A 23,429-nucleotide genomic window follows, 5' to 3' on the forward strand; every position below is an offset into this window, starting at 1 on the left:
GCTAACGCCATTGCGCCTTATACAGGATCTTGGTACTTCTTACCGTAGAAGCTGGCGGTCAGAATCGCTTTTAGCTCGGCGATCAATGGGTATCTTGGGTTGGCACCGGTACACTGGTCGTCGAAGGCGTCTTCTGCCAGCTCATCGAGTTTAGCGAAGAAGTCGGCTTCGTTGACGCCTGCTTCTTGGATCGAAGCCGGAATGCCAATCGTCTTCTTGAGTTCATCGATTTTTTCGAGCAACGCTTCCACTTTTTCTTCATCGCTAATGCCTTCGCCTGTCGCGCCTTTTAATTTTAGATGTTCGGCTATCTTTGCGTAACGACAAAGGGCCTTGGGTCGGTCGTACTGGCTGAAAGCGGCCTGCTTGGTAGGCATATCGGTCGCGTTAAAGCGGATCACGTTACTGATAAGCAGGGCGTTCGCCAGGCCGTGGGCCAGGTGGAACTCTGCGCCTAGCTTGTGGGCCATGGAGTGACAGATACCCAGGAAGGCGTTGGCGAAGGCGATACCGGCGATGGTTGCGCCGTTATGGACCTTCTCACGGGCAACAGGAGCCTGAGCGCCCAGTGCGTAGGAGTCTGGTAGGTATTTCACCAGCAGATCCAGCGCCTGCAGTGCCTGACCGTCGCTGTATTCATTGGCCATCACGCTGACATAGGCTTCCAGTGCGTGGGTGATCGCATCGATACCACCGAAGGCGGTGAGTGACTTTGGCATGTCCATGACCAGGTTAGGGTCGACGATCGCCATGTTAGGTGTCAGCTCATAGTCGGCAATTGGGTATTTCATGCCGGTTTGCTCGTCGGTGACCACAGCAAATGGCGTGACCTCTGAACCTGTACCCGAAGTGGTCGGGATAGCGACCATCTTGGCCTTCCTGCCCAGTTTAGGGAACTTGTAGATACGCTTACGAATATCCATGAAGCGCAGCGCCAGGTCGGCAAAGTCTACATCAGGGTGTTCGTACATGACCCAGATGATCTTGGCTGCATCCATAGGTGAACCACCGCCCAGGGCGACGATCACATCGGGTTGGAAGCTCTTGGCCACGCTGGCGCCTTGATTAACGATGGCCAACGTAGGATCTGCTTCTACCTCATAGAAGACTTCGGTTTCTAAGCCCTGAGACTTCAATATCTTGATGGTCTCATCGCAGTAGCCGTTATTAAACAGATACTTGTCTGTCACGATCAGCGCGCGTTTCTTATCGCTTAATTCTTCGAGAGCGATGGGCAAGCTGCCGCGGCGGAAATAGATAGAGGAGGGGAGTTTATGCCACAACATATTTTCGGCTCGCTTGGCGACAGTTTTTTTGTTGATAAGGTGGCTAGGGCCAACGTTTTCTGAAATAGAGTTACCGCCCCATGAGCCACAGCCCAGAGTAAGCGAAGGCGCTAACTTAAAGTTGTAGAGATCGCCGATGCCGCCCTGAGAAGCCGGGGTGTTGATCAGAATACGGGCCGTCTTCATGCGATAGCCGAAGGTTTTCACTCGCTCTGTTTGGGTGTCTTGGTCGGTATAGAGGCCAGAGGTGTGGCCGATGCCGCCCAATGTGACTAAGGCTTCTGCCTTGTTGAGTGCGTCATCGAAGTCGCTCGCACGGTACATGGCCAGCAGCGGAGAGAGCTTCTCGTGGGCGAAGGCCTCGGCTTCGCTGACTTCGGTAGCCTGACCGATCAACACCTTAGTGGTGTTTGGTACCTTGATGTTGGCCATGGCGGCTATGGTCGCCGCACTCTGACCAACGATGTCGGCGTTGAGGGCACCATTTTTCAGGATCACCTTCTGCATCGCCTTGGCTTCTTTGGCCGAGAGGATATAGCCACCGTGGCTGGCAAAACGCTCTTTAACTGCGTCATAGACGGCATCGACCACGACGACGGCTTGTTCAGACGCGCACACTACGCCGTTATCGAATGTCTTGGACATCAGGATAGAACTGACCGCGCGTTTGATGTCGGCGGTTTCGTCGATAACGATCGGGGTGTTACCGGCGCCGACACCGATCGCAGGCTTACCTGAGGAGTAGGCGGCCTTCACCATGCCAGGGCCACCCGTGGCCAGAATCAGGTTGATCTTCTCATGGGTCATCAGCTGATTAGACAGGGCAACGCTGGGCTCGTCGATCCAGCCGATGATATCTTTTGGTGCGCCGGCTTCAACTGCGGCTTCTAGTACCAGGCGGGCGGCCGTAGTGGTCGATACTTTGGCTCTTGGGTGCGGTGAGAAGATGATACCGTTACGTGTCTTGAGGCTAATAAGCGCCTTGAAGATGGCAGTAGAAGTCGGGTTGGTGGTAGGCACAATACCGCAGATGAGGCCCACTGGCTCGGCGATGGTGATGGTGCCGAAGGTGGGATCTTCCTCTAGGATGCCGCAGGTCTTGTCATCTTTATACTTGTTGTAGATGTATTCGGATGCAAAGTGGTTCTTGATCACCTTATCTTCTAGCACACCCATGCCGGTTTCGTTTGCCGCCATCTTGGCAAGCGAGATACGGGCATCGGCCGCGGCAAGGGCGGCGGCGCGGAAGATCTTGTCGACCTGCTCCTGACTAAAGTTGGCAAATTGTGCCTGGGCCTTGGCGACCCGTTCGACCAGTTGGTCGAGTTCCTGTTGGTTGCTAACAGTCATAATGAGATCCTTTGAAAAAAATTTAGCGAAAATCGGTTTTGGCTAAATTCTCTTGATGAAACAAAATTACACTCTTGGCGGGGTGATAACCGTGATCGACGCCGCAAAACCTCCTGTTAATGTAATAAAATGACATTGTGAGTACAATGTGAAGGTCCTCACTGGCATAATTCTAGTCGGGTAAAAATAGAATATTTAAGTCAAAGTTGTGAATTGTGATAGAAAATCTCGTTTTTCCAGGCGTGAGCAATACTGTACAGTATGCGTTTTTCAACCATACTGCTTTTTAACCGACTATAACGTCACTTGAGGAGATGACATTGGATTTAACACTCTATGTTAAATTTTTTCTTGGTTTGGTAGCCATAATTAACCCCATAGGTTTGCTGCCCGTGTTTGTGAGTCTGACCAGTCACCAGACGGAAGCGGAGCGTAACCATACGGGCAAGGTCGCTAACTTTGCGGTGGTCGTGATCCTCCTGGTCACCATCATTGCCGGCCAGCATATCCTCAATATGTTTAGTATCTCACTGTCGGCGTTTAGAATTGCCGGCGGTACCCTGATCGCGATCATTGCCATGTCAATGCTACAAGGTAAGCTGGGCGAGGTAAAACGCAACCAGGAAGAAGATAGGGAGGCGTCAGGCATGGAGTCGGTTGCCGTAGTGCCCCTGGCTTTGCCACTGATGGCCGGTCCCGGCGCGATCAGTTCTGTCATAGTGTCGGCGGCTCAACACAACACCTTCAGCGATCTTATCGGTATGTCGATCACTGTGGTGATCTTCGGCCTCACCAGCTTTACGCTGTTCCGTATGGCGCCGGTGATCTTTAAGTTACTGGGCAAGACGGGCATTAACGTGATCACCCGTCTCATGGGTCTATTAATGCTCTCTATCGGTATCGAGGTGATGGCGGCCGGGTTTAAGGGCTTGTTCCCAAGTTTGATAGGTGGCTAATCGTTAGGGCCTATTGATATTACTGCAGATAAAAAAACGCGCCTAGAGCGCGTTTTTTTATGCCTAGGTGTTGGATTCTCTACTGCAGATCGATCAGGGACCCAGCGCGGGCACTAAAGAGATGTTGGTGCAGGCGGGCGGCAAACTCATCTGTCATCCCCGAGATATAGTCGGCGATCACCCGGTTGCAGTTACCCTCTAGCGCCGCCATCTGCTGCCAGCGCTCCTGGGTATTGAGCGGTAGCAGGCGCTCGGGATCCGAGGCGAAGGCCTCAAACAGCTCCATGACGATCTGCTGCCCCTTGTACTCCAGCATCTGGATCTCTGGCTTACGGATCACTCTTTTGTAAACAAACTGCTTGAGTACATGCAGCGCCTCGGCAAATGGGGCTTCTAGGCGGGCATTGTATCTTAGCAGGGGCTCGTTAAATTCCGGGTTTTCATCGATAAGGATAGCGGTGACAAAGCCGTTCACTAAGGTCCCTATGGCATCCTTGCGCAGATGATTTTCCAGCGCAAACAACTTGTCGCCGATATTGGCAAACTCTTTCGCTATCCAGTTATCTTCACTCTGACTCAGCACACTGGCTACATCCTGTTGCCACATGGCCTGGGTGACTATGCCCATGACGATGGCATCTTCGAGATCGTGGATCGCGTAGGCGGTATCGTCGGCCAACTCCATGATGGAGCAGTCGAGCGACTTATATCGGGTGCGCTTGTGTTGATCTTTTTCTCCGGGCGCTGCAGAGACGAATCGCTCTCTGTCTTGGGTCGATAACGGCTCGAGTACCCAGTCGAGCACAGGCTTGTCCTCAAAGAAGATCCCTTTAACCGGGCGCCATTGGCTGGGCTTAAGCTGGCGGTAGCTGTCGACTTCGGGCCTGGTTTGAGATTGATACAGCTCGGCGTGGCTCGCAGGATACTTGAGGATCCCCAGCAAGGTGCGCCGGGTGAGGTTCATGCCGAAGTGCTCGGTATAAGGCTCTAGCGCCGTGAGGATCCTGAAGGTCTGGCCGTTGCCCTCGAATCCCCCGTCGCTGCGCATCATATAGTTGAGCGCGACCTCACCGCCATGGCCGAAAGGGGGATGGCCTATGTCGTGGGCCAGGCAGAGGGATTCTATCAGGCTCATGGAGTCGAGCAGATGATGCAGATCTGGGTATTTCTGTTTGAGCTGGGCGCAGATCCCTGTGCCTATCTGTGATACCTCTAGCGAGTGAGTGAGACGGGTGCGGTAGAAATCGTTCATACCCACCCCCAGCACCTGGGTCTTGGCCTGCAGGCGCCTGAAGGCAGCCGAGTGCAGAATGCGGGCGCGATCGCGCTGATAGGGGCTGCGGTGGTCGTTGCGCCTGAGTTTCTCTTCGCCCAAGCGTCTTTCATGCCAGATGGCTGATGTCATATGCTTTCCTCTTTGGCAGCCTTAGCCGCTATAGCAGGCGATTGATCTCATCGAGATTGAGCTCGAAGCTGGGAATAAAGGTGTCGATAAAATATTTTACCGCCGGATCCGGGTTCTTGCTTAGGGATTCGGTGAGGCGTCGCTTGGCGGTGTTGAATTCATGATTGCCAGCGGTCTGCTCCTCCAGGCATTTGAGGTAGGCGCACAGGGTATCGGCAGATTTTACCAATTGTTTGTACTCTTCATCGGCCTGCTCGCTTAGCAAGAGATCTTGGTAATCTTCCTGAAACTCCTCCGGCACCATCTCAAGTAGCCTGCGTTCGGCAATCGCCTCTATCTTCTTGTACTCGGCCTCGATCTCCTTATTGAAATATTTGACCGGGGTGGGCAGATCGCCGGTAAGGATCTCGCTGGCATCATGAAAAATCGCCAGGGTGGCGGCGCGCTCTGGGCTGAGCTGCTTATTGAATTTCTTGTTGGCTATGATGGCTAAGGCGTGGGCCACCATGGCGACCTGAAGCGAATGTTCCTGTACGTTTTCCGGGCGGACGTTATACATGAGCGGCCAGCGTTGGATCAACTTCATCCTGGCCAGGTGGGCGAACAAATGACTCATACTGCTATCCCTGTTGCTAAGTTGCATTAACAGTAACACAGGGCAAGTAAATAGAAACAGGGCCTTATACCATTCGTAATAAAAACCTGATCATTTTAGCTTGTTAAAACGCTTGATAACGGCGTTAGGATTTTTAATCCTGGAATTACTAAATCTGGAATAACTACTTATCTAAAAATCCTGCCTTGTTCTCAGCTGTTTTTCCTGCGCTATATCAGCTCAATGATTTATTGTGATTGGTATTAAGAATAAAAAAGCGACCCTGAGATCGCTTTTCTGTTGGCTTGAATGAACTTATTGGCTGTAAGTTGAGAGGAAGTCGCCAAATTCCACCAGTGCCTTATTCAGATCCTCCTTGTGAGGGAGGAAGACGACCCTGAGGTGATCGGGCTCTGGCCAGTTAAAGGCGGTGCCTTGTACCAAGAGAATTTTCTTCTCTTTGAGTAGATCCAGCACCAGGCGCTCGTCGTCTCTTAGGTTGAATATCTTGGCGTCCAGTTTCGGAAAGGCGTACAGGGCGCCCTTAGGTTTCTTACAGCTCACCCCGGGGATCTGGTTGAGCAGTTCATAGCAGGTGTCACGCTGCAGCGTAAGCCGGCCTTCGGGCGCCACCAATTCGTTGATGCTTTGATAGCCGCCCAGCGCCGTCTGAATGGCGTGCTGATTGGGCACGTTTGAGCACAGGCGCATGGAGGCCAACATGTCTAGGCCTTCGATATAACTCTTGGCGGCCTTGAGATTACCCGAGAGCATCATCCAGCCGACACGAAAGCCCGCGGCGCGGTATGACTTGGAGAGACCATTGAAGGTGACGGTGAGAATGTCGTCCGACAGGGTCGCCGCCGGAATATGCACGGCGCCATCGTAGAGGATCTTGTCGTAGATCTCATCGGCAAACAAGATGATGTCGTGCTGACGGCACAGCTCGATGATCTCCAGCAGTAACTCGCGGGAGTAGACGGCGCCCGTTGGGTTGTTGGGGTTGATCAGCACTATGCCGCGGGTTCGGCTATTTATCTTGGCTTTGATGTCGTCGAGATCGGGAAACCAGTCGGACTCCTCGTCGCAACGATAGTGCTGCGCCTTGCCGCCGGAGAGGTGAACGGCGGCTGTCCACAGGGGATAATCGGGGGAGGGCACCAGCACCTCGTCGTCACTGTTCAGCAGGCCCTGCATCGCCATGACGATGAGTTCAGATACACCATTGCCTATGTAGATATCTTCGATATCGACGCCAAACAGCCCCAGGCTCTGGTAGTGCTGGACAATCGCCTTGCGCGCCGAGAACAGGCCCTTGGACTCGCTGTAGCCCTGGGCGCTGGGCAGGTTTAGGATCACGTCGCGTACTATCTCTTCCGGGGCCTCGAAACCGAAGGGGGCCGGGTTACCAATATTGAGTTTAAGGATGCGATGGCCTTCGTCTTCCAGGCGTCTGGCTTCCTTATGGACAGGCCCGCGTATGTCGTAACAGACGGTGTCGAGTTTATTGGACTTAATGATAGGGCGCATCGAAACCTCGTGATAGCCGGTAAAGAAAAAAGCTGATTGTGTCAAAGCTCGTAAGTTATCGAACAATAACGAAAAAAAGTATTGTTTAAAAGGGGCTTTGCCGCAATTTGGCAATTATTTTCAGAGGAAAATGCTGAAAGGCTTATTTGTTAAAAATAAAATTAGTGATTACTGCTGCCGTGACAATTAATTTCAGGTAGTTAAACTGGGTTGGTTGGCTTTAGGTACAAAAAAGCCAGCGAAAAACGCTGGCTTTCATCATTGGGTAAACGGCTTGTTTAAGCGCGCTTCTTGAACTCGTGTGTGCGAGTATCGATTTCGATCATGTCGCCAGTTTTCACGAAGTCTGCAACGCTAAGGGTTGCGCCACCAGCGATAGTTGCTGGCTTCATGACCTTACCTGAGGTGTCGCCACGTGCTGAAGGCTCTGTGTAGGTCACTTCACGTACAACAGTTGTTGGTAGTTCAACAGAGATTGCCTTGCCTTCATAGAAGGTTACCTGGCACTGCTCTTCCATGCCGTCAACGATATAGGCAGCTGCGTCGCCCAGGTTGTCAGCTTCAACGTCATACTGGTTGTACTCTGCATCCATGAAGACATACATAGGATCGGCAAAGTAAGAATAGGTACAATCAAGACGGTCTAGAATGATATCTTCCATCTTGTCTTCACCCTTGAAGGTGGTCTCAGTCGATGAGTCTTGAAGAAGGTTCTTCAGCTTCATCTTAACGATAGCCGCGTTACGGCCAGAACGAGTTGTTTCAGTCTTTTGAACAACCCATGGGCTGCCATCTAACATGATCACGTTACCAGGACGGATTTCATGAGCAGTTTTCATTTCTCTATTTCCTATATTTTAGGGTGTTTCTATTTCAACGCAGTATCTTAGCTATTTTTAACGAATTGAACTAGTCGTGTTGCAAGATCTGCATCATTTATTGCTTCATCCGGCCATTTTTGCGCGTGTTGCGTCAGGGCCGCATGTGCGATAATGACTTGTTGCCACAGGGGAAGCAGGGCTTCCTGGCTACCTTGGTTAAAGCCAATATTGAGTGCTTTCCAGGCGTCGGCAACTTCTGGCGCCAGATTATGACAATAAAGTGCCATAAAGGCTTCTAATTTTATCAGGTGATAGTCTTCTTCCTGAGGATAGATGTGCCAGATAAAGGGCTTAGCCGCCCATTGGGCCCGCAGGAAGGAGTCTTCACCGCGCACTATATTAACATCGCAGCTCCAAAGCAGCCTGTCGTACCCTTGCTGATCTGTCATAGGCAGAAGATGAATGGTTAGCTTGCCATGGCAAAAACGCTGACCCGGTGCTAAGTCCTGTTGTGGGTCTATGAAGGCGCCTAGACTATTTAGGCTGCGGCCAATAGGAACCAGCAGATGTACCTGCTGTTTGCCTTGACTCCAATGTAGGCAAAGTGCCTCTAGGCTCGCGGTTTCATAGCTAAACAGGCTGACCACAGTATCGTCGGCTGCAATGCCACTGAGGCCAAGCTGGGTAAAATAGTTAAGTCGCTGCTGTGTCTCTTGCCAATGCTGTCGTGTCGCCTGCAGGTCCGATTCGCAGATGAGGCCGCCTGTCTTGTCGGTAAAGCCCGGGAAATAAAACTGCTTCTTCAGGCCGCTGCGCTGCAGGGAGGGCAGGCCGTGGCAGCCCTCGACCCAATCTTCGGCGCTGAGATACTCAAGGTTTAGCCATACGGGCACCTTGTCACCGACTTGATGTGCCTTGGTTATTTTGCCTAGCACTTCTGGCGGCAGTTCACAGGCGAAGGCCTCGATAAGCACCTCTCCGGGAAGATAGTCCTGGCTGAGGGGCAGATCCCAGTGCTTGATGCAGACGCCCTCGAAGGTCTGGCTCGGGCATTTGGGATCCAACGCTGGCAGGATATGGCCAAAGCTTGCCAGATCGTCGACCCAGAGATTGACCGCTAGCCCATATTCTTTTGCCAGCTGTTTGGCAAGGCGCCAGGTGACGCCGATATCGCCATAGTTATCGACGACGGCGCAGAAGATGTCCCAGTGAGGCGTGTGAGTATGACTGTGCATGGGGGAAGATTAGGTTGAACTGTCTCTGTGTGGGTGATTCAAGGTATCGGCTTCAGGGCTAAAAAAAGCGGCTGTTCGCCGCTTTTTATGCTGATGTGGCCGAAAGATTAGTCTTCCAGCTCTGCTAGGCACATCTCTTCGTAGATCTGTTTAACCCAGGCATCGACACGCTCTTCGGTCAGCTCGGGTTGACGATCTTCGTCGATACCCAGACCCACGAAGTGTTTGTCATCGGCCATGCCTTTAGAGGCCTCAAAGTCATAGCCGTCGGTCGGCCAGTGACCGATAACCACGGCGCCGCGCGCTTCGACGATCTCGTTAACCATGCCCATGGCATCGAGGAAATACTCGGCGTAATCTTCCTGATCACCACAACCAAAGATAGCGACCAGCTTACCGTCGAAATCGATCTGTTCTAATTCAGGGAAGAAATCGTCCCAATCACATTGGGCTTCACCGTAATACCAGGTCGGGATACCGAATAGCAGCAGATCATATTCTGCAATCTGTTCTTTGGTACTCTTAGCGATATCCTTGACGTCGACCATCTTCTTGCCCAGTTTCTTCTGGATCATCTTGGCGACGGCTTCGGTATTACCTGTATCACTGCCGAAAAAAAGACCTACAGTTGCCATTGTCTTTCCTTTATCTAGTTCACTGACGTTTGTTTCAACACCACTTAAGATCAGGGTCTTACCTGCTTAAGCAATATCGATTCGATTAATTGGCTGCGGCTGATGTTACTGGCCAAAGCCTTTTCATTCAAGGCGTCGTATAAATCTTGTGACACCTTTAACTCTATTCGTTTTAATCCAGCGGCTCTGTCGCGCTGGATCTGATTTCGCTTGTTGACCTTTAATTGTTGCTCCCGGGGAAGGGGATTGCTGCGAGGACGTCCTCGGCGCTTCTCGGTTGCAAACAGGTCTATCGTTGTTCTGTCTGAAGATTCTTTTGCCATCGAATGTTCATTTAACCTATGCCAGAGCTCTCCCAGGAGAGTTGGATCAAGCCCTTAGCTATAAACCCGGCACAGCCGAGAAATAATACTAACCAAACAATATAGCGGCCAAATTTAGGGACATTTCCCTGCTTGAGCACGTCATGTATTGCCATACCAATAAAGAAAAATATCGCTGCAAAGAACAGGTTTAAGCCAACTGCCTCTATCTGTTCCATATACTGAGATAACATGCTGCGTTCCCTCAGGCTAAAAAAAGAGGCGCGAATATACCATAGTTAAGCAACGTCTGCTACACGCTTTACAGACAAGATTCAGTCATTTTGCGCGATAAACTCGGCGACGATGCGATTGAAAATCGCCGGTTTTTGTGCGTGTAACCAATGACCTGTGCCGGCCAGTGATTTGGCCTGGATCTTTGGAAACTGAGACACAAATGCTCCGCGATGGGCCGCCGTCACATAGTCTGAATCGGCGCCGCGGATGCACAGGCTTGGGCCCATGTATTGTTTGTCTGCCAGTGGCCAGCCGATAAGATGCTCATAGCTGGATTTTAGCCCGGCCAGGTTCATCTTCCAGGCGAAACCCTGATCATCTTTGGTGAGGTTTTTCAGAAGAAACATCGCCGTACCTTCGTCGATACCTGCACCGAGCAGTTGTTTTTGCGCATCGGCCCGGTTTGTCAGTGCGCTAAGGTCTAGGTTACCGAGGCCGGCAAATACCTTTTGATGTCTTGGCTGATAGGCAACGGGAGCTATATCTGCCGCGACCAGACTCTTGACACGATCGCCATAAAGCAGCGCCGTGGCCATGGCGATCTTACCGCCCATGGAGTGGCCGACCAGGTGCGCCGAGTCCAGCTCGAGTTCATCCATGAGCTCAATGACTGCGTCTGCCAGCATGGCATAATCCATGTTGGGCCAGTGTGGGCTCAGGCCATGGTTAGGTACGTCGATACGGATCACCTGATGATCATCGAGTGCATTGCCTAGGGTCTTTAAGTTATCCAGGTTGCCAAATAGGCCGTGGATCAAAATCACCGGGCTACCTTGTCCCGATTGGGTGTAGTTCAAGCTGCTCATGGAAAGTTTAGGTTGAGAGAATTGGCCAAATTGTGCCTGTAAATCGGCTTAAAAGACAGCATTAAGCGCGATCGCGCCATTCTCTGACGGGTTTTTGCGCACTTGAGGCGTAATTTATTGATCTTGTAACCAAGTTGTGGATTTTTAATGCGATCGCTCTTTATTCCGGTGGGAAAGATAGCATACACTTGAACGGATCTGGCATCAGTTGCTGCGGATCGCATTCGCAATAACAATAACCTATTTACCTTTACCGCCTAAGGAAGATTCTAGTCATGAAATATATTGAGATTGATGAAGAGCTATATCGCCATATTGCCAGCAAGACAGAGCGCATAGGAGAGAGTGCTTCAGAGATCCTGCGACGATTACTCGGCCTAGACGTAGAGACGGTTGCCATGGTGCAGCCTGCGCAGATCAGCCAGCCTGGCCTAGATAAAGAGGTAGCACAAGAACAAAAGGTGGCGAGTCTCGATGCCGACACTCTGATCGACAAGGCGGCACTGGCACAGCAGAAAGGCGCCGTCGGTCGCTTCCTGTTTACCTTAGAGGCTATCTACAAGGCCACGCCAAATCAATTCGATCAGGTGTTACAGATCCAGGGGCGCGATCGTCTCTATTTCGCCACCTCAAAAGAGTCATTGCTCAAGGCCAGTAAGTCGGCCAACCCGAAAGAGATAGGTAACAGCGGCTTCTGGGTGACCACCAATAACAATACGGCCAAGAAGCGCACCATCCTAAGCGAAGTGTTGGGGCAGTTTGGCGTGCAAGAAAAACAGATTGAATCCATAATCGGTCATATTTAGTCGGCATACTGAGGTTCAATCTACCCATCACTTAGGAGTAAATTTTGGCGCTACACGAGCGAGCAGGTTTAGCTGCACAACAAAGGGACTTGGTTAATATTCCTAAACTGATGAGCCATTATTATCGGCTCTCACCGGATGTGACCAATGATGCGCAGAAGGTTACCTTCGGCACCTCGGGTCACAGAGGCTGTGCCTTCAGTAAGAGTTTCAACGAGAAACATATCCTGGCTATCGTTCAGGCCGTAGTGGATCACCGCATTGAGGCGGGGGTAAAAGGCCCCATGATAGTGGGCATAGATACCCATGCACTGTCTCAGGCGGCCTATGTCACGGCGCTTGAGGTGTTAACCGCCAATGGCGTTCAGGTGATTGTCGCCAAGAATGATGAATATACGCCGACTCCAGTGGTGTCACATGCCATCATCGCCGCTAATCGCGGCCAGGGCGCATCGCTTACCGACGGCCTTATCATCACGCCATCGCATAATCCACCCCAAGATGGTGGCATCAAATACAATCCGCCCCATGGTGGCCCCGCCGAAGGCGGCATTACGGCCTGGGTCGAGCAGCGTGCAAACGATTATCTGGCCAAGCAGCTCGAAGGGGTGAAACGCCTCAATTACTCGGTTGCACTGAAAACAGGGCTGATCGTCGAGCGGGATCTGATGGCTGAGTATGTCGTCGATCTAGAGCAGGTGATCGACATGCGGGCCATTAAGCAGGCTGGCATTCGCATCGGAGTCGATCCCCTAGGTGGTTCAGGGATCCACTATTGGGCCAAGATTGCCGAGCAATACGGGCTGGATATCACATTAGTAAACGATCGTATCGATCCCGCCTTTAGTTTTATGCCGCTGGATAAGGATGGCAAGATCCGTATGGACTGTTCATCCCCCTATGCCATGGCGGGTCTGCTGGCGCACCAGGATGCCTTCGATATCTGTGTCGGCAACGATCCCGATTACGACAGGCACGGCATCGTCTGTCCGGACACAGGCCTGATGAACCCAAACCATTACCTGGCGGTTGCCATCGAATATCTGCTGTCCTATCGCCCGCAGTGGTCAGCCGATCTTAAGATAGGCAAGACACTGGTCTCCAGCGCCATGATAGACAAGGTATGCCGTGAGCAGTCGCGCAGTCTTTGTGAGGTACCGGTAGGCTTTAAATGGTTCGTCGATGGCCTGGCCGATGCCAGCTTCGCCTTCGGCGGTGAAGAGAGTGCTGGCGCCGCCTTCCTACGTCGTGATGGTGGCAGTTGGTGTACCGATAAAGATGGTTTTATCCTGGCGCTGCTGGCGGCAGAGATACTGGCGGTTACCGGCAAGACGCCGGCCAAGCTCTATGCCGAGATGGTCGAGCGTCACGGCGAGAGTTTCTACAAGCGCATCGACTCGCCGGTCAACCCTAAACGTAAGGCTAAGTTTAACCAGCTGGTGAGCGAGCCGCTTAATGTCAGCGATCTTGGCTGCGAAACCATGGCGGGGGATACCATCCTAGAGGTGCTCACCCATGCACCGGGCAATGGTGCGGCTATCGGCGGCATTAAGGTGGTTACCGAAAATGCCTGGTTTGCGGCGCGGCCATCGGGGACCGAGGCGCTATTTAAGCTCTATGGCGAGAGTTTTGTTAGCCAGGCGCATCTCGAGCAAGTGCTCGAACAGGCCCAGCAGATGATAGAGCGGCTGTTGGCTTAATCGAAGTCGGCCAACTCGCTCTGGTCTAAACCTTAGTCGGTTACTCCATAGCAGCTTAATACTTAGGCAAAATAAAAAAGCCAGTGAATCACTGGCTTTTTTTGTGGGCGTAACTTGCATCGAGCTGCTTGGAATAACCAAGCGCTAGTAGGTGAGGTGACAGCTAGGCAAGTTGTTCTTTTCCAGATAGTTTTGATGATACTCTTCGGCCTTATGGAAGGTCAGCACTGGGACTATTTCGGTCACTATGGGTCTTATTCCCCACTTACCGCTGCGGGCAAGGGCCAATTTCGATGCCTCTGCCTCGGCTTTTTGCTGCTTATCGTGGAAGAAGATGGCGCTGCGATACTGACTGCCGATATCCCCCCCCTGCATGTTGAGCATAGTCGGGTTGTGGTTGCTCCAGAACACCGCCAGCAGATCTTCGAAACTCACCTTAGACTTGTCATACTCGACCTGTACCACCTCTGCGTGCCCGGTTGTGCCAGTTTTAACCTCTTTATAAGTGGTCGCCTTGTCATCGCCGCCCATATAGCCGCAGGTGGCAGAGGTCACACCGTCTATCTGCTTGAAAAAATACTCTACACCCCAGAAACAGCCTGCGCCAAATGTTGCTAATGCCATGGTTGACCTCGTATCGATTGAGCCTATCAATGTTTATCTCTTGTTATTAATTGTTCCGGTTTGCCAAACGCTACTTGGATGTTTAGACGTCCAGATGGCTTTATTTTGTATTATCTGATTAACGAATGCAATAGAGAAATTATGCGTCGATTGACTGGCCCGCGTGGCCGTGGGTTCGCTTAAATGATACTATGCTGGCCAATTGATAATAATGCTAATAAATCCAAGGAGTCGCCCCGCAAGCTTGCCTAGGCAAGTGCGCCGGTTTGGCGATGGAATGAAGGAGTTTTCTGTGCAAGACACCCTGATGTTGTCGAAAGATTTTTTGCAATTGACCTTAGACAATCCTGTTAGCCTTGCGGCGCCGTTCGAATTTAACCTAGGGCAGCACACTCAGGTTTCCGTGTGGGATACCGGCGTGATCGCCTTTGAGCCTTTGTCTAAGACAGATGCCCAAGCCAAGAGCATAGTGCTCTCCTCAGCGGTACACGGTAACGAGACGGCGCCCATCGAGTTATGCAATCAGCTGATCACTGCGCTGTTGTCCGAGACCCTTATTGCGGCTCATCGCGTGCTGTTTTTAATCGGTAACCCGCCGGCCATCCTCAATGGCACCCGTTTCGTCGAGGAAAACCTCAATCGTCTGTTTAGCGGTGCCCACTCACGAGGCGAAGGCCTGATCAACGCCGAGCGTCTACGTGCCCAGAAGCTGGAGCAGTATGTGGATCGCTTCTTTAACGCCGCGCCTCAAGGGGGCGATCGCTTCCATTACGACCTGCATACCGCGATTCGCGCCTCCAAGCATGAGAAGTTTGCCATCTATCCTTATCCTCATGGCGAGCCCTATAGCGGTGAGCAGATCATGTTCCTGGCTGCCTGCGGCATCAAGACAGTGCTGTTCCACCACGAACCTACGACCACCTTTAGTTACTTCTCGGCCCACGGTTATCAGGCACACGCCTTTACCATAGAGCTGGGCAAGGTGATGCCTATGGGGCAGAACGATATGACTCGCTTTATCGCGGTCAAGGAGATGCTGACTCGTCTGGTAAGCGGCCGCGATCTCGAGCTCGGTGAGTTTGACCCGAGTCAGGTGAATCTGTATCAGGTAAATCGTTCCATCAACAAGCAGTTTGACGACTTTAGCTTTACCTTTGCCGATGACGTAGAGAATTTCACCGCGTTTCCAAAGGGTTATATATTGGCTAAGGATGGCGGGACTGAGATAAAGGTCGAGGCCGAATCTGAGTCTATCGTATTTCCCAACGCCAATGTGCCGGTTGGGCAGCGTACTGTGCTGTGTTTAGTGCCTGCCAAAGATTATCGCGTGGTCTAGTATCCGGCTTGTAAAGCTAGCGATACATGGGCGGGGACAGCTAGTTGTCGGCCGCGCCTCGCGATAGCTTGCTAGGTAGTTTACGTTAACGTAACTTTAAGGCCGCGTCATAATAGAGAATAGTGAACAATTTAGGATGTTCGCAGTCAGATAACAAGAAAACTCAGCTGATAAGAGAATAGTATGAGCAACGCAACGAGCAATACAGAGACTGTCCATCGCGTCAGTTTTCTCGATAAGGATTCATTATCGATCCCGATCCTGAAGATCCTTCAAGCCGACGGTACCACCTTTGAAAATGCTGTGTTACCCGTGATCGATCAGGATTTGGCTGCCAAAATTTATGATACTTGTGTGTTCACACGAGTACTCGACGAGCGCATGTTAGCCGCTCAGCGTCAGGGACGGATCAGCTTCTACATGACCTGTACCGGTGAAGAAGCCGCCGTCGTCGGCAGTGTCGCCGCCCTGGACCAAGACGATGTGATTCTAGCTCAGTACCGTGAGCACGCGGCGATCCGCTATCGTGGCTTCACCACTGAGCAATTCATGAATCAGATGTTCAGTAACGAGAAAGATCTGGGTAAAGGCCGTCAGATGCCGATCCACTATGGCTGTGAGGCGCTGAATTACCAGACCATCTCATCGCCACTGGCCACGCAGATCCCACAGGCCACAGGTGTCGGCTATAGCCTTAAGATGCAGGGTAAACGTAACGTTGCCATCTGCTATTTCGGTGAAGGCGCCGCCTCTGAAGGCGATTTCCACGCTGGCCTGAACATGGCGGCGGTGCTGAACTCGCCAACCATCTTCTTCTGTCGTAACAATGGCTACGCCATCTCAACCCCGACCAACGAGCAATTTGCCGGTAACGGCATCGCCAGTCGTGGTGTGGGCTATGGCATGCACACCATTCGCGTGGATGGTAACGATATGTTAGCCGTGATGGCGGCTACGCAGCAGGCGAGAGCCTATGCGCTTGAGCACAACAAGCCTGTGCTGATTGAAGCCATGACCTATCGTCTCGGCGCTCACTCCTCTTCAGACGACCCATCTGGTTACCGTTCTAAAGACGAAGAGGCCAAGTGGCAGCAGCACGACCCGGTTAAGCGTTTTAAGCTGTGGCTGATCAATAAGGGATGGCTCGCCGAAAACGATGATGCGGCCCTGTATGAGAAGTACCGTGAAGAGGTATTGGCTGCGGTGAAGGTCGCCGAGAAGCTACCGGCACCTAAGATCGACGAGATCATCGAAGATGTCTTCGACGAACCGACGCCGAGACTCAAGCAGCAACTGACCGAGCTTAAGCAGCACATCAAGAAATATCCTGATTCCTATCCACGCAGCGCAGGGAGAGATTAAATCGTGGCCAAGATTAATATGTTACAAGCCATCAACGATGCCTTGACCATTGCGATGGAAACCGACGACAAGGCGGTGATCTTCGGCGAAGACGTGGGACATTTTGGTGGGGTATTTCGCGCCACCTCTGGCCTGCAGGATAAGTTTGGTCGCGACCGTTGTTTCAACACGCCGCTGACCGAACAGGGGATTGCGGGTTTTGCCAATGGTCTGGCATCAAATGGCATGACGGCCATTGCCGAGATCCAGTTTGCCGACTATATCTTCCCGGCGTTCGATCAGATAGTGAACGAGTCAGCCAAGTTCAGATACCGCAGTGGTAACGAGTTTGAAGTAGGCGGTATTACCTATCGTACTCCTTATGGCGGCGGCATCGCCGGTGGTCACTACCACTCGCAGTCGCCCGAGGCCTATTTCACGCAGACGCCTGGTCTGAAGGTAGTGGTTCCTCGTAACGCCTATCAGGCAAAGGGCCTGTTACTTGCCTCGATTCGCGACAAGAACCCTGTGGTCTTCTTCGAGCCTAAGCGTCTCTACCGCGCCAGCGTGGGCGAGGTGCCAGATGAAGCCTATGAGATCGAGCTAGGCAAGGCCGAGGTGGTTCAGCAAGGCACAGACATTACCGTGCTGGCCTGGGGCGCTCAGATGGAGATCATCGAAGAGGCGGCTAAGATGGCGGCCAAGAAGGGGATCTCTTGTGAGGTGATCGATCTGCGTACCCTGGCGCCTTGGGACGTCGATACGGTCGCGGCCTCGGTCAAGAAGACAGGTCGTTTGGTCATCAACCACGAGGCTCCACTGACGGGTGGTTTTGCCGGCGAGATAGCCGCAACCATTCAGCAGGAATGTTTCCTCTATCTAGAATCGCCAATTAGCCGAGTGTGTGGTTTGGATACCCCATATCCACTGATCCACGAGAAAGAATATATGCCTGATGCGCTCAAGACCTTTGAAGCGATCAAAGCATCGATGAAATACTAGGAGCCCCAGGCATGATTAAAGATTTTATTTTGCCCGATATCGGTGAGGGCGTGGTGGAATGTGAGCTGGTCGAGTGGTTGGTTGCCGAAGGCGATACCGTCACAGAAGATCAACCCATTGCCGATGTGATGACTGACAAGGCACTGGTGCAGATCCCGGCCGTGCACGGCGGCGTCATCAAAAAACTTCATTACAAGAAGGGCGACATAGCCATCGTTCACGAGCCACTCTACTCGGTGGAAATTGACGGTGAAGTTGCAGATGAAGTCGCGGCCGATCCGGCAGTTGATACACAAGCCGTTCAATCTGATTCACAGCAAGCGACCGGCGGTAAACGCGTCGAAGAGTTTTTGCTGCCGGATATCGGTGAAGGGATTGTCGAGTGCGAACTGGTTGAGTGGTTGGTACAGGAAGGCGACATGGTGGTCGAAGACCAGCCTATCGCCGATGTGATGACCGACAAGGCCTTGGTGCAGATCCCGGCCATCAAGAGCGGTAAGGTGGTTAAGCTGCATTACCGTAAAGGCCAACTGGCTCAGGTGCACACGCCGCTTTTCTCTATCGAGGTAGAGGGCGAAGAGGGGACTTTAGCTGCGCCTGTTGCCGATACGGTAACTGCTGCTAGTGAGAGCCAAGATGTTGAGCTGCACGCCCCGGCCGGTAACGGTAAGGCGTTGGCGAGTCCTGCTGTGCGTCGTTTGGCGCGCAGCTATGATATCGATCTCAGCCTAGTGCCTGGCTCTGGCAAACATGGCCGTGTTTATAAGGAAGATGTCGAGCGCTTCCGTAGCGGTGAAGCCGTGAAGGCCAAGGCGGCTAAAGTGCAGGATCAGAGCGAACAGACTGTGGCTGCTGTGGCACCATCAGCCGGCGATCGCGTCGAGCCAATCCGCGGCGTCAAGGCGGTAATGGCTAAGATGATGACAGAATCTGTCTCGACCATTCCGCATTTCACCTACTGTGAAGAGCTGGATTTGACAGAGCTGGTCGCACTGCGCGAGTCGATGAAGGCGCGTTATTCAAGTGATGATCTTAAGCTGACCATGATGCCATTTTTCATGAAGGCGATGTCTCTGGCGCTGACTCAGTTCCCCGGCATCAACAGCCGCGTGAACGAGGATTGCAGCGAGCAGACCTTCCTGGCATCACACAACATAGGCATGGCGGTAGACTCGAAAGTCGGTCTATTGGTACCCAACGTGAAGGATGTACAGCAAAAATCTATCCTTGAGGTTGCGGCCGAGATCACTCGCCTGACCAAAGACGCCCGTAGCGGCCGTGTTAGCCCGAGCGATCTGAAGGGCGGCAGCATCTCCATCTCTAATATTGGCTCCTTGGGTGGTACGGTTGCGACGCCTATCATCAACAAGCCAGAGGTAGCCATCGTCGCCCTAGGTAAGTTGCAGACGCTACCACGCTTCAACGATAAGGGTGAGGTCGAGGCGCGTAAGATCATGCAGGTTAGCTGGTCTGGCGATCACAGGGTGATAGACGGCGGTACCATCGCGCGCTTCTGTAACCTGTGGAAGCAGTATCTCGAGTCGCCACAAGAGATGTTGCTGGCAATGCACTAATTTATGCATTATGTATCTAAGAAGGGCGCCTTTTGGCGCTCTTTTTTTTCGCCGCAGTTAATCTTTGGCGTGAGATTAAGTATAATGCCGCTAATTAGTCCCACTCTTTGGTTTGAGCATGAGTCAAGTAGCACCAAGCATCGAAAATATTCAGTATCCGTTTCCAGCAAAGCCGGTTCCCCTAAGTGATAGCGAGAAGCAGGCCTATAAGGCGCGCATCAAGCAGCTATTAAAGGAGAAAGAGGCTGTCTTGGTGGCCCACTACTACACAGACCCTGAGATCCAGGCGCTGGCCGAAGAGACCGGCGGCTGTGTTTCAGATTCACTGGAGATGGCCCGTTTTGGTCGTGATCATCCTGCCAAGACCTTGATCGTGGCCGGCGTTAAGTTTATGGGCGAGACCTCTAAGATCTTAAGCCCGGAAAAAACCGTATTGATGCCGACGCTGGATGCCACCTGTTCGCTAGACGTAGGCTGTCCTATCGACACCTTTAGCGCCTTCTGTGATGCCCATCCAGATCATACCGTCGTGGTATATGCCAACACCTCGGCCGCCGTTAAGGCGCGCGCCGACTGGGTAGTGACCTCGAGCATCGCCCTGGAGATCGTCGAGCATCTCGACAGTCAGGATAAGAAGATCATCTGGGGACCGGACCGTCACCTGGGGAGCTATATCGCCAAGCAGACCGGCGCCGATATGCTGATGTGGCAGGGCGAGTGTATCGTTCATGATGAGTTTAAGGCAAAGGCGCTACTTCAGTTAAAAGAGCAGTATCCCAATGCGGCTGTGTTGGTTCATCCCGAATCGCCGGCCAGCGTAGTCGAGATGGCCGATGCCGTTGGTTCGACCAGCCAGCTCATTAAGGCGGCGCAAACTCTAGATAACGACACCTTTATCGTGGCAACCGACAAAGGGATCTTCTACAAGATGCAGCAGGCAGCACCCAATAAGACCCTGATCGAAGCCCCCACAGGCGGTAACGGCGCGACCTGTCGTAGCTGTGCCCACTGTCCTTGGATGGCGATGAATGGCCTTAAGGCCATTGAGGCCGCACTGGTTAACGATGGCTCAGAACAACATGAGATCTTCGTCGATGAGTCCCTCAGAGACAGGGCTCTGGTGCCACTGGATCGCATGCTGGATTTTGCCAAGACACTGAACATGCAGGTGAAAGGTAACGCTTAGGCTGTTAGCTTAAGGGCGCCTTTGATTGTCAAAAAAGCGCATTTAAGGCGCTTTTTTGCTGCCTATTGGTTGGTGACTGGCTAACCATACTAGACTTTATGGGCATTGTGAGGCCGTTTAAGGCATGGTAAAAAATGATAAGTGTCATCTTATTTGTGCCTTTAGTGCATGTTTTTAGATGACTTTTATTTTAACGTCAGATTTTTATGCTAGTGTTAATACGGTAATGGATAAGGCTTTTGTCTGTGCCGGATCTGTAAAGTGACGCAATGCCACTCTATCAACCCGCCGTGGTTAGGGATAACGCAAGATGAATATGCAATGGATCAGTGATCTCAATATAAGAAACAAACTTTTGCTGGTGATAGTGCCGCCCATTTTGGGGGCAACCTTCTTTGGTCTGTTTGTGGTCTATGGTCAATATCAGCTGCATCAAGGCCTGAGTCAGGTCGAGACCCTGTCCGAGTTGGCGGTCGTGAACAGCGATTTTGTTCATGAACTGCAAAAAGAGCGGGGCATGAGCGCCGGATTTCTGGGCTCTAAGGGCAAGAACTTTGGCGATAAATTGCCAAAGCAGCGACAGCTGAGTGATGAGCAGCTCAATAACTTCAAAGCCTTTATAAGTAGTCATGAGCTACCTAAGTCATTTGCTCAGCAGATGAGCCAGGTGAATCAAATGATTAACCAGCTCAGCGATATGCGCCGCAAGGTAGATAGTTTAACCATTTCTGTGCCCGAAGAGGTAGCCTATTACACCAAACTCAATGGGTTACTCTTGGCGATCGTGGATCAGACCAGTCAACAAGGGGCTAGCCGTCAGATCGCGGTCGCTTCGGCCAGCTTTGCCGCCTTTTTGCAGATGAAGGAGCGTGCCGGTATCGAGCGGGCGGTGCTCAGCTCAACCTTCGGTAACAGTGTCTTCAAACCCGGCATGTTCCTCAAGTTTGTCAATTTGGTCTCGGAGCAGAACACCTATCAGGAGCGCTTCTTAGCCTTGGCCAGCGACAAGGTGAGTGCGGACTATGGACAAGTCGCGTCATCACCAGCCTTCATGTCGGTGACGGCACTGCGCGACAAGGCGATGAGCCAGGATCCCGCGGCGTTGAGCGCTCAGAGCTCCACAGATTGGTTTGCCAAGTCTACCGCCCGCATTAATGCCCTGCGACAGTTTGAACGCCAATTGTCTCAACAACTTTTGAGTGACACCCGCGGTGCGCTTGCCAACGCCAAGTCGCTGATGGTGAGTGTTATCGCCTTGATGTTGGTTTCGGGTGTCATGGTGATCTTCCTGTCGGTGTTTATTGGCCGCTATCTGCATGGCTCCCTCAGACACCTGTATCACAAGGTGACAGAGTCCCAGAAACATTATGACCTCAGTGTACGAGTCGAGCTTTCGGGTGAAGATGAGATAGGTCAACTCGGCTCGGCCTTTAATCATATGATGGCCGACTTCGAGAAGGTGATCAGCATGGTGAGAACTAATACTCAGGGACTGCTCACCGCCTCCCAGGAGATGGAGGGCTGCGCGCGTACCATGCGTGAAGATGTCGCACTTGGCCATAGTGAAGTGGATCAGGTTGCCTCGGCGATGACAGAGATGAGCGCAACGGTGCAAGAGATAGCGCAAAACGCGGTACAGGCCTCAGAAGCCTCGGCGCAGGCGAACAAGGAAGCCCAGGAGGGCAGTAAAGAGGTAGGGCGCACAGCAGAATCGATCAACGAGCTGGCACAGGAGATTGCCGATGCGGCGCAGGCGATCAATAACCTAGACGAAGATATCAAAGGGATCGTCGATGTGCTTGGGGTGATCAGTGGTATCGCCGAGCAGACGAATTTGCTGGCCCTCAATGCCGCTATCGAGGCTGCCCGTGCTGGCGAGATGGGACGTGGATTTGCCGTGGTCGCCGACGAGGTACGTAGCCTGGCGCAAAGGGCACAAACCTCCACCGAAGATATTCGCAGCATGACAGAGCGGCTAGAGCGGGGGGCTAAGATTGCGGTTAAGGCGATGGAGAGTGGACGCAGCAAGGCGGAGATCAGTGTAGTCGAGTCCAAGCGTGCCGGTGAGGAACTGGTGCGCATCGTTAGTGAGGTAAGCGTGATAGACAGCATGAACGAGCAGATCGCGGCGGCGACCCATGAGCAATCGGCGGTGTCCGAAGAGGTAAACCAAAACGCCATGAAGATCAGCGACATCTACCGCAATACCCATGAGGTTTCCGATCGACTCAGTGAGTTGAATGAGTCGTTGCTTAATGACGTGAGCGCCATGTCTGAGCTGGTGAGCAAGTTCAAATAGGGTGGATATGCAGCGAATTGGCGATCTATTACGCAAATGCCTGAGCAGACAGTTTTTTAGCTTGACCCTGTTTAGTGATTTGCGTAAAGTACCGCTCCGTTGATGTGATTCCTATTGGAGATTGCACAACGCTTCGGTGAGTTGTCCGAGTGGCTGAAGGAGCACGCCTGGAAAGTGTGTATACGGCAACGTATCGAGAGTTCGAATCTCTCACTCACCGCCAAATTCACTAAGAAAGACGCCTCAGGGCGTCTTTTTTTATGCCTGTCTTAAACCTCTGTTCTCTATCTACCTCATTTTCCTGCAGTTAAAACCAGGCAGTCGAACAAGCTATTAAAGGCTG

General features: G+C 52.2%; 20 protein-coding genes and 1 tRNA gene. 10 read left to right on the forward strand and 11 right to left on the reverse strand.

What is annotated here, in order from left to right; translation table 11 throughout:
- Nucleotides 1-17 precede the first annotated feature (17 nt).
- Nucleotides 18-2,636, reverse strand: coding sequence for a bifunctional acetaldehyde-CoA/alcohol dehydrogenase (gene adhE / locus L1D43_RS07200; protein ID WP_239850490.1), 2,619 nt, complete (start codon nucleotides 2,634-2,636; stop codon nucleotides 18-20).
- A 320-nt stretch (nucleotides 2,637-2,956) separates the two neighbouring features.
- Here adhE and L1D43_RS07205 point away from each other — a divergent pair, with 320 nt between their 5' ends.
- Nucleotides 2,957-3,592: a YchE family NAAT transporter gene (locus L1D43_RS07205; RefSeq protein WP_041511309.1), complete on the forward strand. Its 636-nt coding sequence runs from the start codon at nucleotides 2,957-2,959 to the stop codon at nucleotides 3,590-3,592.
- A gap of 79 nt (nucleotides 3,593-3,671) precedes the next feature.
- Here L1D43_RS07205 and L1D43_RS07210 read toward each other — a convergent pair whose 3' ends face one another.
- The 9 genes from L1D43_RS07210 to L1D43_RS07250 all read right to left on the reverse strand — a co-directional run bounded on the left by L1D43_RS07210 (nucleotide 3,672) and on the right by L1D43_RS07250 (nucleotide 11,209).
- Nucleotides 3,672-4,997 (reverse strand): anti-phage deoxyguanosine triphosphatase, encoded by a 1,326-nt coding sequence (locus L1D43_RS07210; RefSeq protein ID WP_239850491.1) that lies wholly within the window; start codon nucleotides 4,995-4,997, stop codon nucleotides 3,672-3,674.
- 28 nt (nucleotides 4,998-5,025) lie between these two features.
- Nucleotides 5,026-5,613: a 5'-deoxynucleotidase gene (gene yfbR, locus L1D43_RS07215; protein ID WP_239850492.1), complete on the reverse strand. Its 588-nt coding sequence runs from the start codon at nucleotides 5,611-5,613 to the stop codon at nucleotides 5,026-5,028.
- A 294-nt stretch (nucleotides 5,614-5,907) separates the two neighbouring features.
- Nucleotides 5,908-7,122, reverse strand: a complete 1,215-nt coding sequence (locus L1D43_RS07220; RefSeq protein WP_239850493.1) for a pyridoxal phosphate-dependent aminotransferase — start codon at nucleotides 7,120-7,122, stop codon at nucleotides 5,908-5,910.
- Nucleotides 7,123-7,400: 278 nt separating this feature from the next.
- Nucleotides 7,401-7,961 carry an elongation factor P gene (efp, locus tag L1D43_RS07225; RefSeq protein WP_041511305.1) on the reverse strand — a complete coding sequence of 187 codons (561 nt, stop codon included), beginning with the start codon at nucleotides 7,959-7,961 and terminating at the stop codon, nucleotides 7,401-7,403.
- 47 nt (nucleotides 7,962-8,008) lie between these two features.
- A complete protein-coding gene (gene earP / locus L1D43_RS07230) occupies nucleotides 8,009-9,178 on the reverse strand; it encodes an elongation factor P maturation arginine rhamnosyltransferase EarP (protein WP_239850494.1) in 1,170 nt (389 codons plus the stop codon).
- A 107-nt stretch (nucleotides 9,179-9,285) separates the two neighbouring features.
- A complete protein-coding gene (gene fldA / locus L1D43_RS07235; RefSeq protein WP_011865715.1) occupies nucleotides 9,286-9,813 on the reverse strand; it encodes a flavodoxin FldA in 528 nt (175 codons plus the stop codon).
- Nucleotides 9,814-9,863: 50 nt separating this feature from the next.
- Entirely contained in the window at nucleotides 9,864-10,136 is a 273-nt protein-coding gene (gene ybfE / locus L1D43_RS07240) for a LexA regulated protein (protein ID WP_041511303.1), read from the reverse strand.
- Nucleotides 10,137-10,147: 11 nt separating this feature from the next.
- Nucleotides 10,148-10,369, reverse strand: coding sequence for a DUF2788 domain-containing protein (locus L1D43_RS07245; protein WP_011865717.1), 222 nt, complete (start codon nucleotides 10,367-10,369; stop codon nucleotides 10,148-10,150).
- Nucleotides 10,370-10,450: 81 nt separating this feature from the next.
- Nucleotides 10,451-11,209, reverse strand: coding sequence for an alpha/beta fold hydrolase (locus tag L1D43_RS07250; RefSeq protein WP_239850495.1), 759 nt, complete (start codon nucleotides 11,207-11,209; stop codon nucleotides 10,451-10,453).
- A 284-nt stretch (nucleotides 11,210-11,493) separates the two neighbouring features.
- On the opposite strand from L1D43_RS07250, the gene seqA reads away from it, so the two are divergent.
- Together seqA and pgm are read left to right on the forward strand one after the other, a co-directional pair.
- Complete coding sequence (gene seqA / locus L1D43_RS07255; protein WP_239850496.1) at nucleotides 11,494-12,024, forward strand: replication initiation negative regulator SeqA; 531 nt, start codon at nucleotides 11,494-11,496, stop codon at nucleotides 12,022-12,024.
- 44 nt (nucleotides 12,025-12,068) lie between these two features.
- Nucleotides 12,069-13,724 (forward strand): phosphoglucomutase (alpha-D-glucose-1,6-bisphosphate-dependent), encoded by a 1,656-nt coding sequence (gene pgm, locus L1D43_RS07260; RefSeq protein WP_239850497.1) that lies wholly within the window; start codon nucleotides 12,069-12,071, stop codon nucleotides 13,722-13,724.
- A gap of 144 nt (nucleotides 13,725-13,868) precedes the next feature.
- Here pgm and msrA read toward each other — a convergent pair whose 3' ends face one another.
- The gene (msrA, locus tag L1D43_RS07265) at nucleotides 13,869-14,348 is read right to left on the reverse strand and encodes a peptide-methionine (S)-S-oxide reductase MsrA (RefSeq protein ID WP_239850498.1); all 480 of its coding nucleotides are present in this window, start codon (nucleotides 14,346-14,348) and stop codon (nucleotides 13,869-13,871) included.
- A gap of 292 nt (nucleotides 14,349-14,640) precedes the next feature.
- On the opposite strand from msrA, the gene astE reads away from it, so the two are divergent.
- The 7 genes from astE to L1D43_RS07300 all read left to right on the forward strand — a co-directional run bounded on the left by astE (nucleotide 14,641) and on the right by L1D43_RS07300 (nucleotide 23,309).
- Nucleotides 14,641-15,684: a succinylglutamate desuccinylase gene (gene astE, locus L1D43_RS07270; protein WP_239851086.1), complete on the forward strand. Its 1,044-nt coding sequence runs from the start codon at nucleotides 14,641-14,643 to the stop codon at nucleotides 15,682-15,684.
- Nucleotides 15,685-15,867: 183 nt separating this feature from the next.
- Entirely contained in the window at nucleotides 15,868-17,046 is a 1,179-nt protein-coding gene (locus L1D43_RS07275; RefSeq protein WP_239850499.1) for a thiamine pyrophosphate-dependent dehydrogenase E1 component subunit alpha, read from the forward strand.
- A 3-nt stretch (nucleotides 17,047-17,049) separates the two neighbouring features.
- A complete protein-coding gene (locus L1D43_RS07280) occupies nucleotides 17,050-18,027 on the forward strand; it encodes a transketolase C-terminal domain-containing protein (RefSeq protein WP_239850500.1) in 978 nt (325 codons plus the stop codon).
- A gap of 11 nt (nucleotides 18,028-18,038) precedes the next feature.
- Nucleotides 18,039-19,601 carry a dihydrolipoyllysine-residue acetyltransferase gene (locus L1D43_RS07285; RefSeq protein WP_239850501.1) on the forward strand — a complete coding sequence of 521 codons (1,563 nt, stop codon included), beginning with the start codon at nucleotides 18,039-18,041 and terminating at the stop codon, nucleotides 19,599-19,601.
- A 118-nt stretch (nucleotides 19,602-19,719) separates the two neighbouring features.
- A complete protein-coding gene (gene nadA, locus L1D43_RS07290) occupies nucleotides 19,720-20,787 on the forward strand; it encodes a quinolinate synthase NadA (RefSeq protein WP_239850502.1) in 1,068 nt (355 codons plus the stop codon).
- 310 nt (nucleotides 20,788-21,097) lie between these two features.
- A complete protein-coding gene (locus L1D43_RS07295; RefSeq protein ID WP_239850503.1) occupies nucleotides 21,098-23,086 on the forward strand; it encodes a methyl-accepting chemotaxis protein in 1,989 nt (662 codons plus the stop codon).
- Nucleotides 23,087-23,221: 135 nt separating this feature from the next.
- Nucleotides 23,222-23,309: transfer RNA gene (locus L1D43_RS07300), tRNA-Ser, on the forward strand.
- Nucleotides 23,310-23,429: the final 120 nt, after the last annotated feature.

The sequence above is a fragment of the Shewanella sp. Isolate8 genome, from assembly GCF_022398495.1.
GTDB lineage: Bacteria > Pseudomonadota > Gammaproteobacteria > Enterobacterales > Shewanellaceae > Shewanella > Shewanella aquimarina.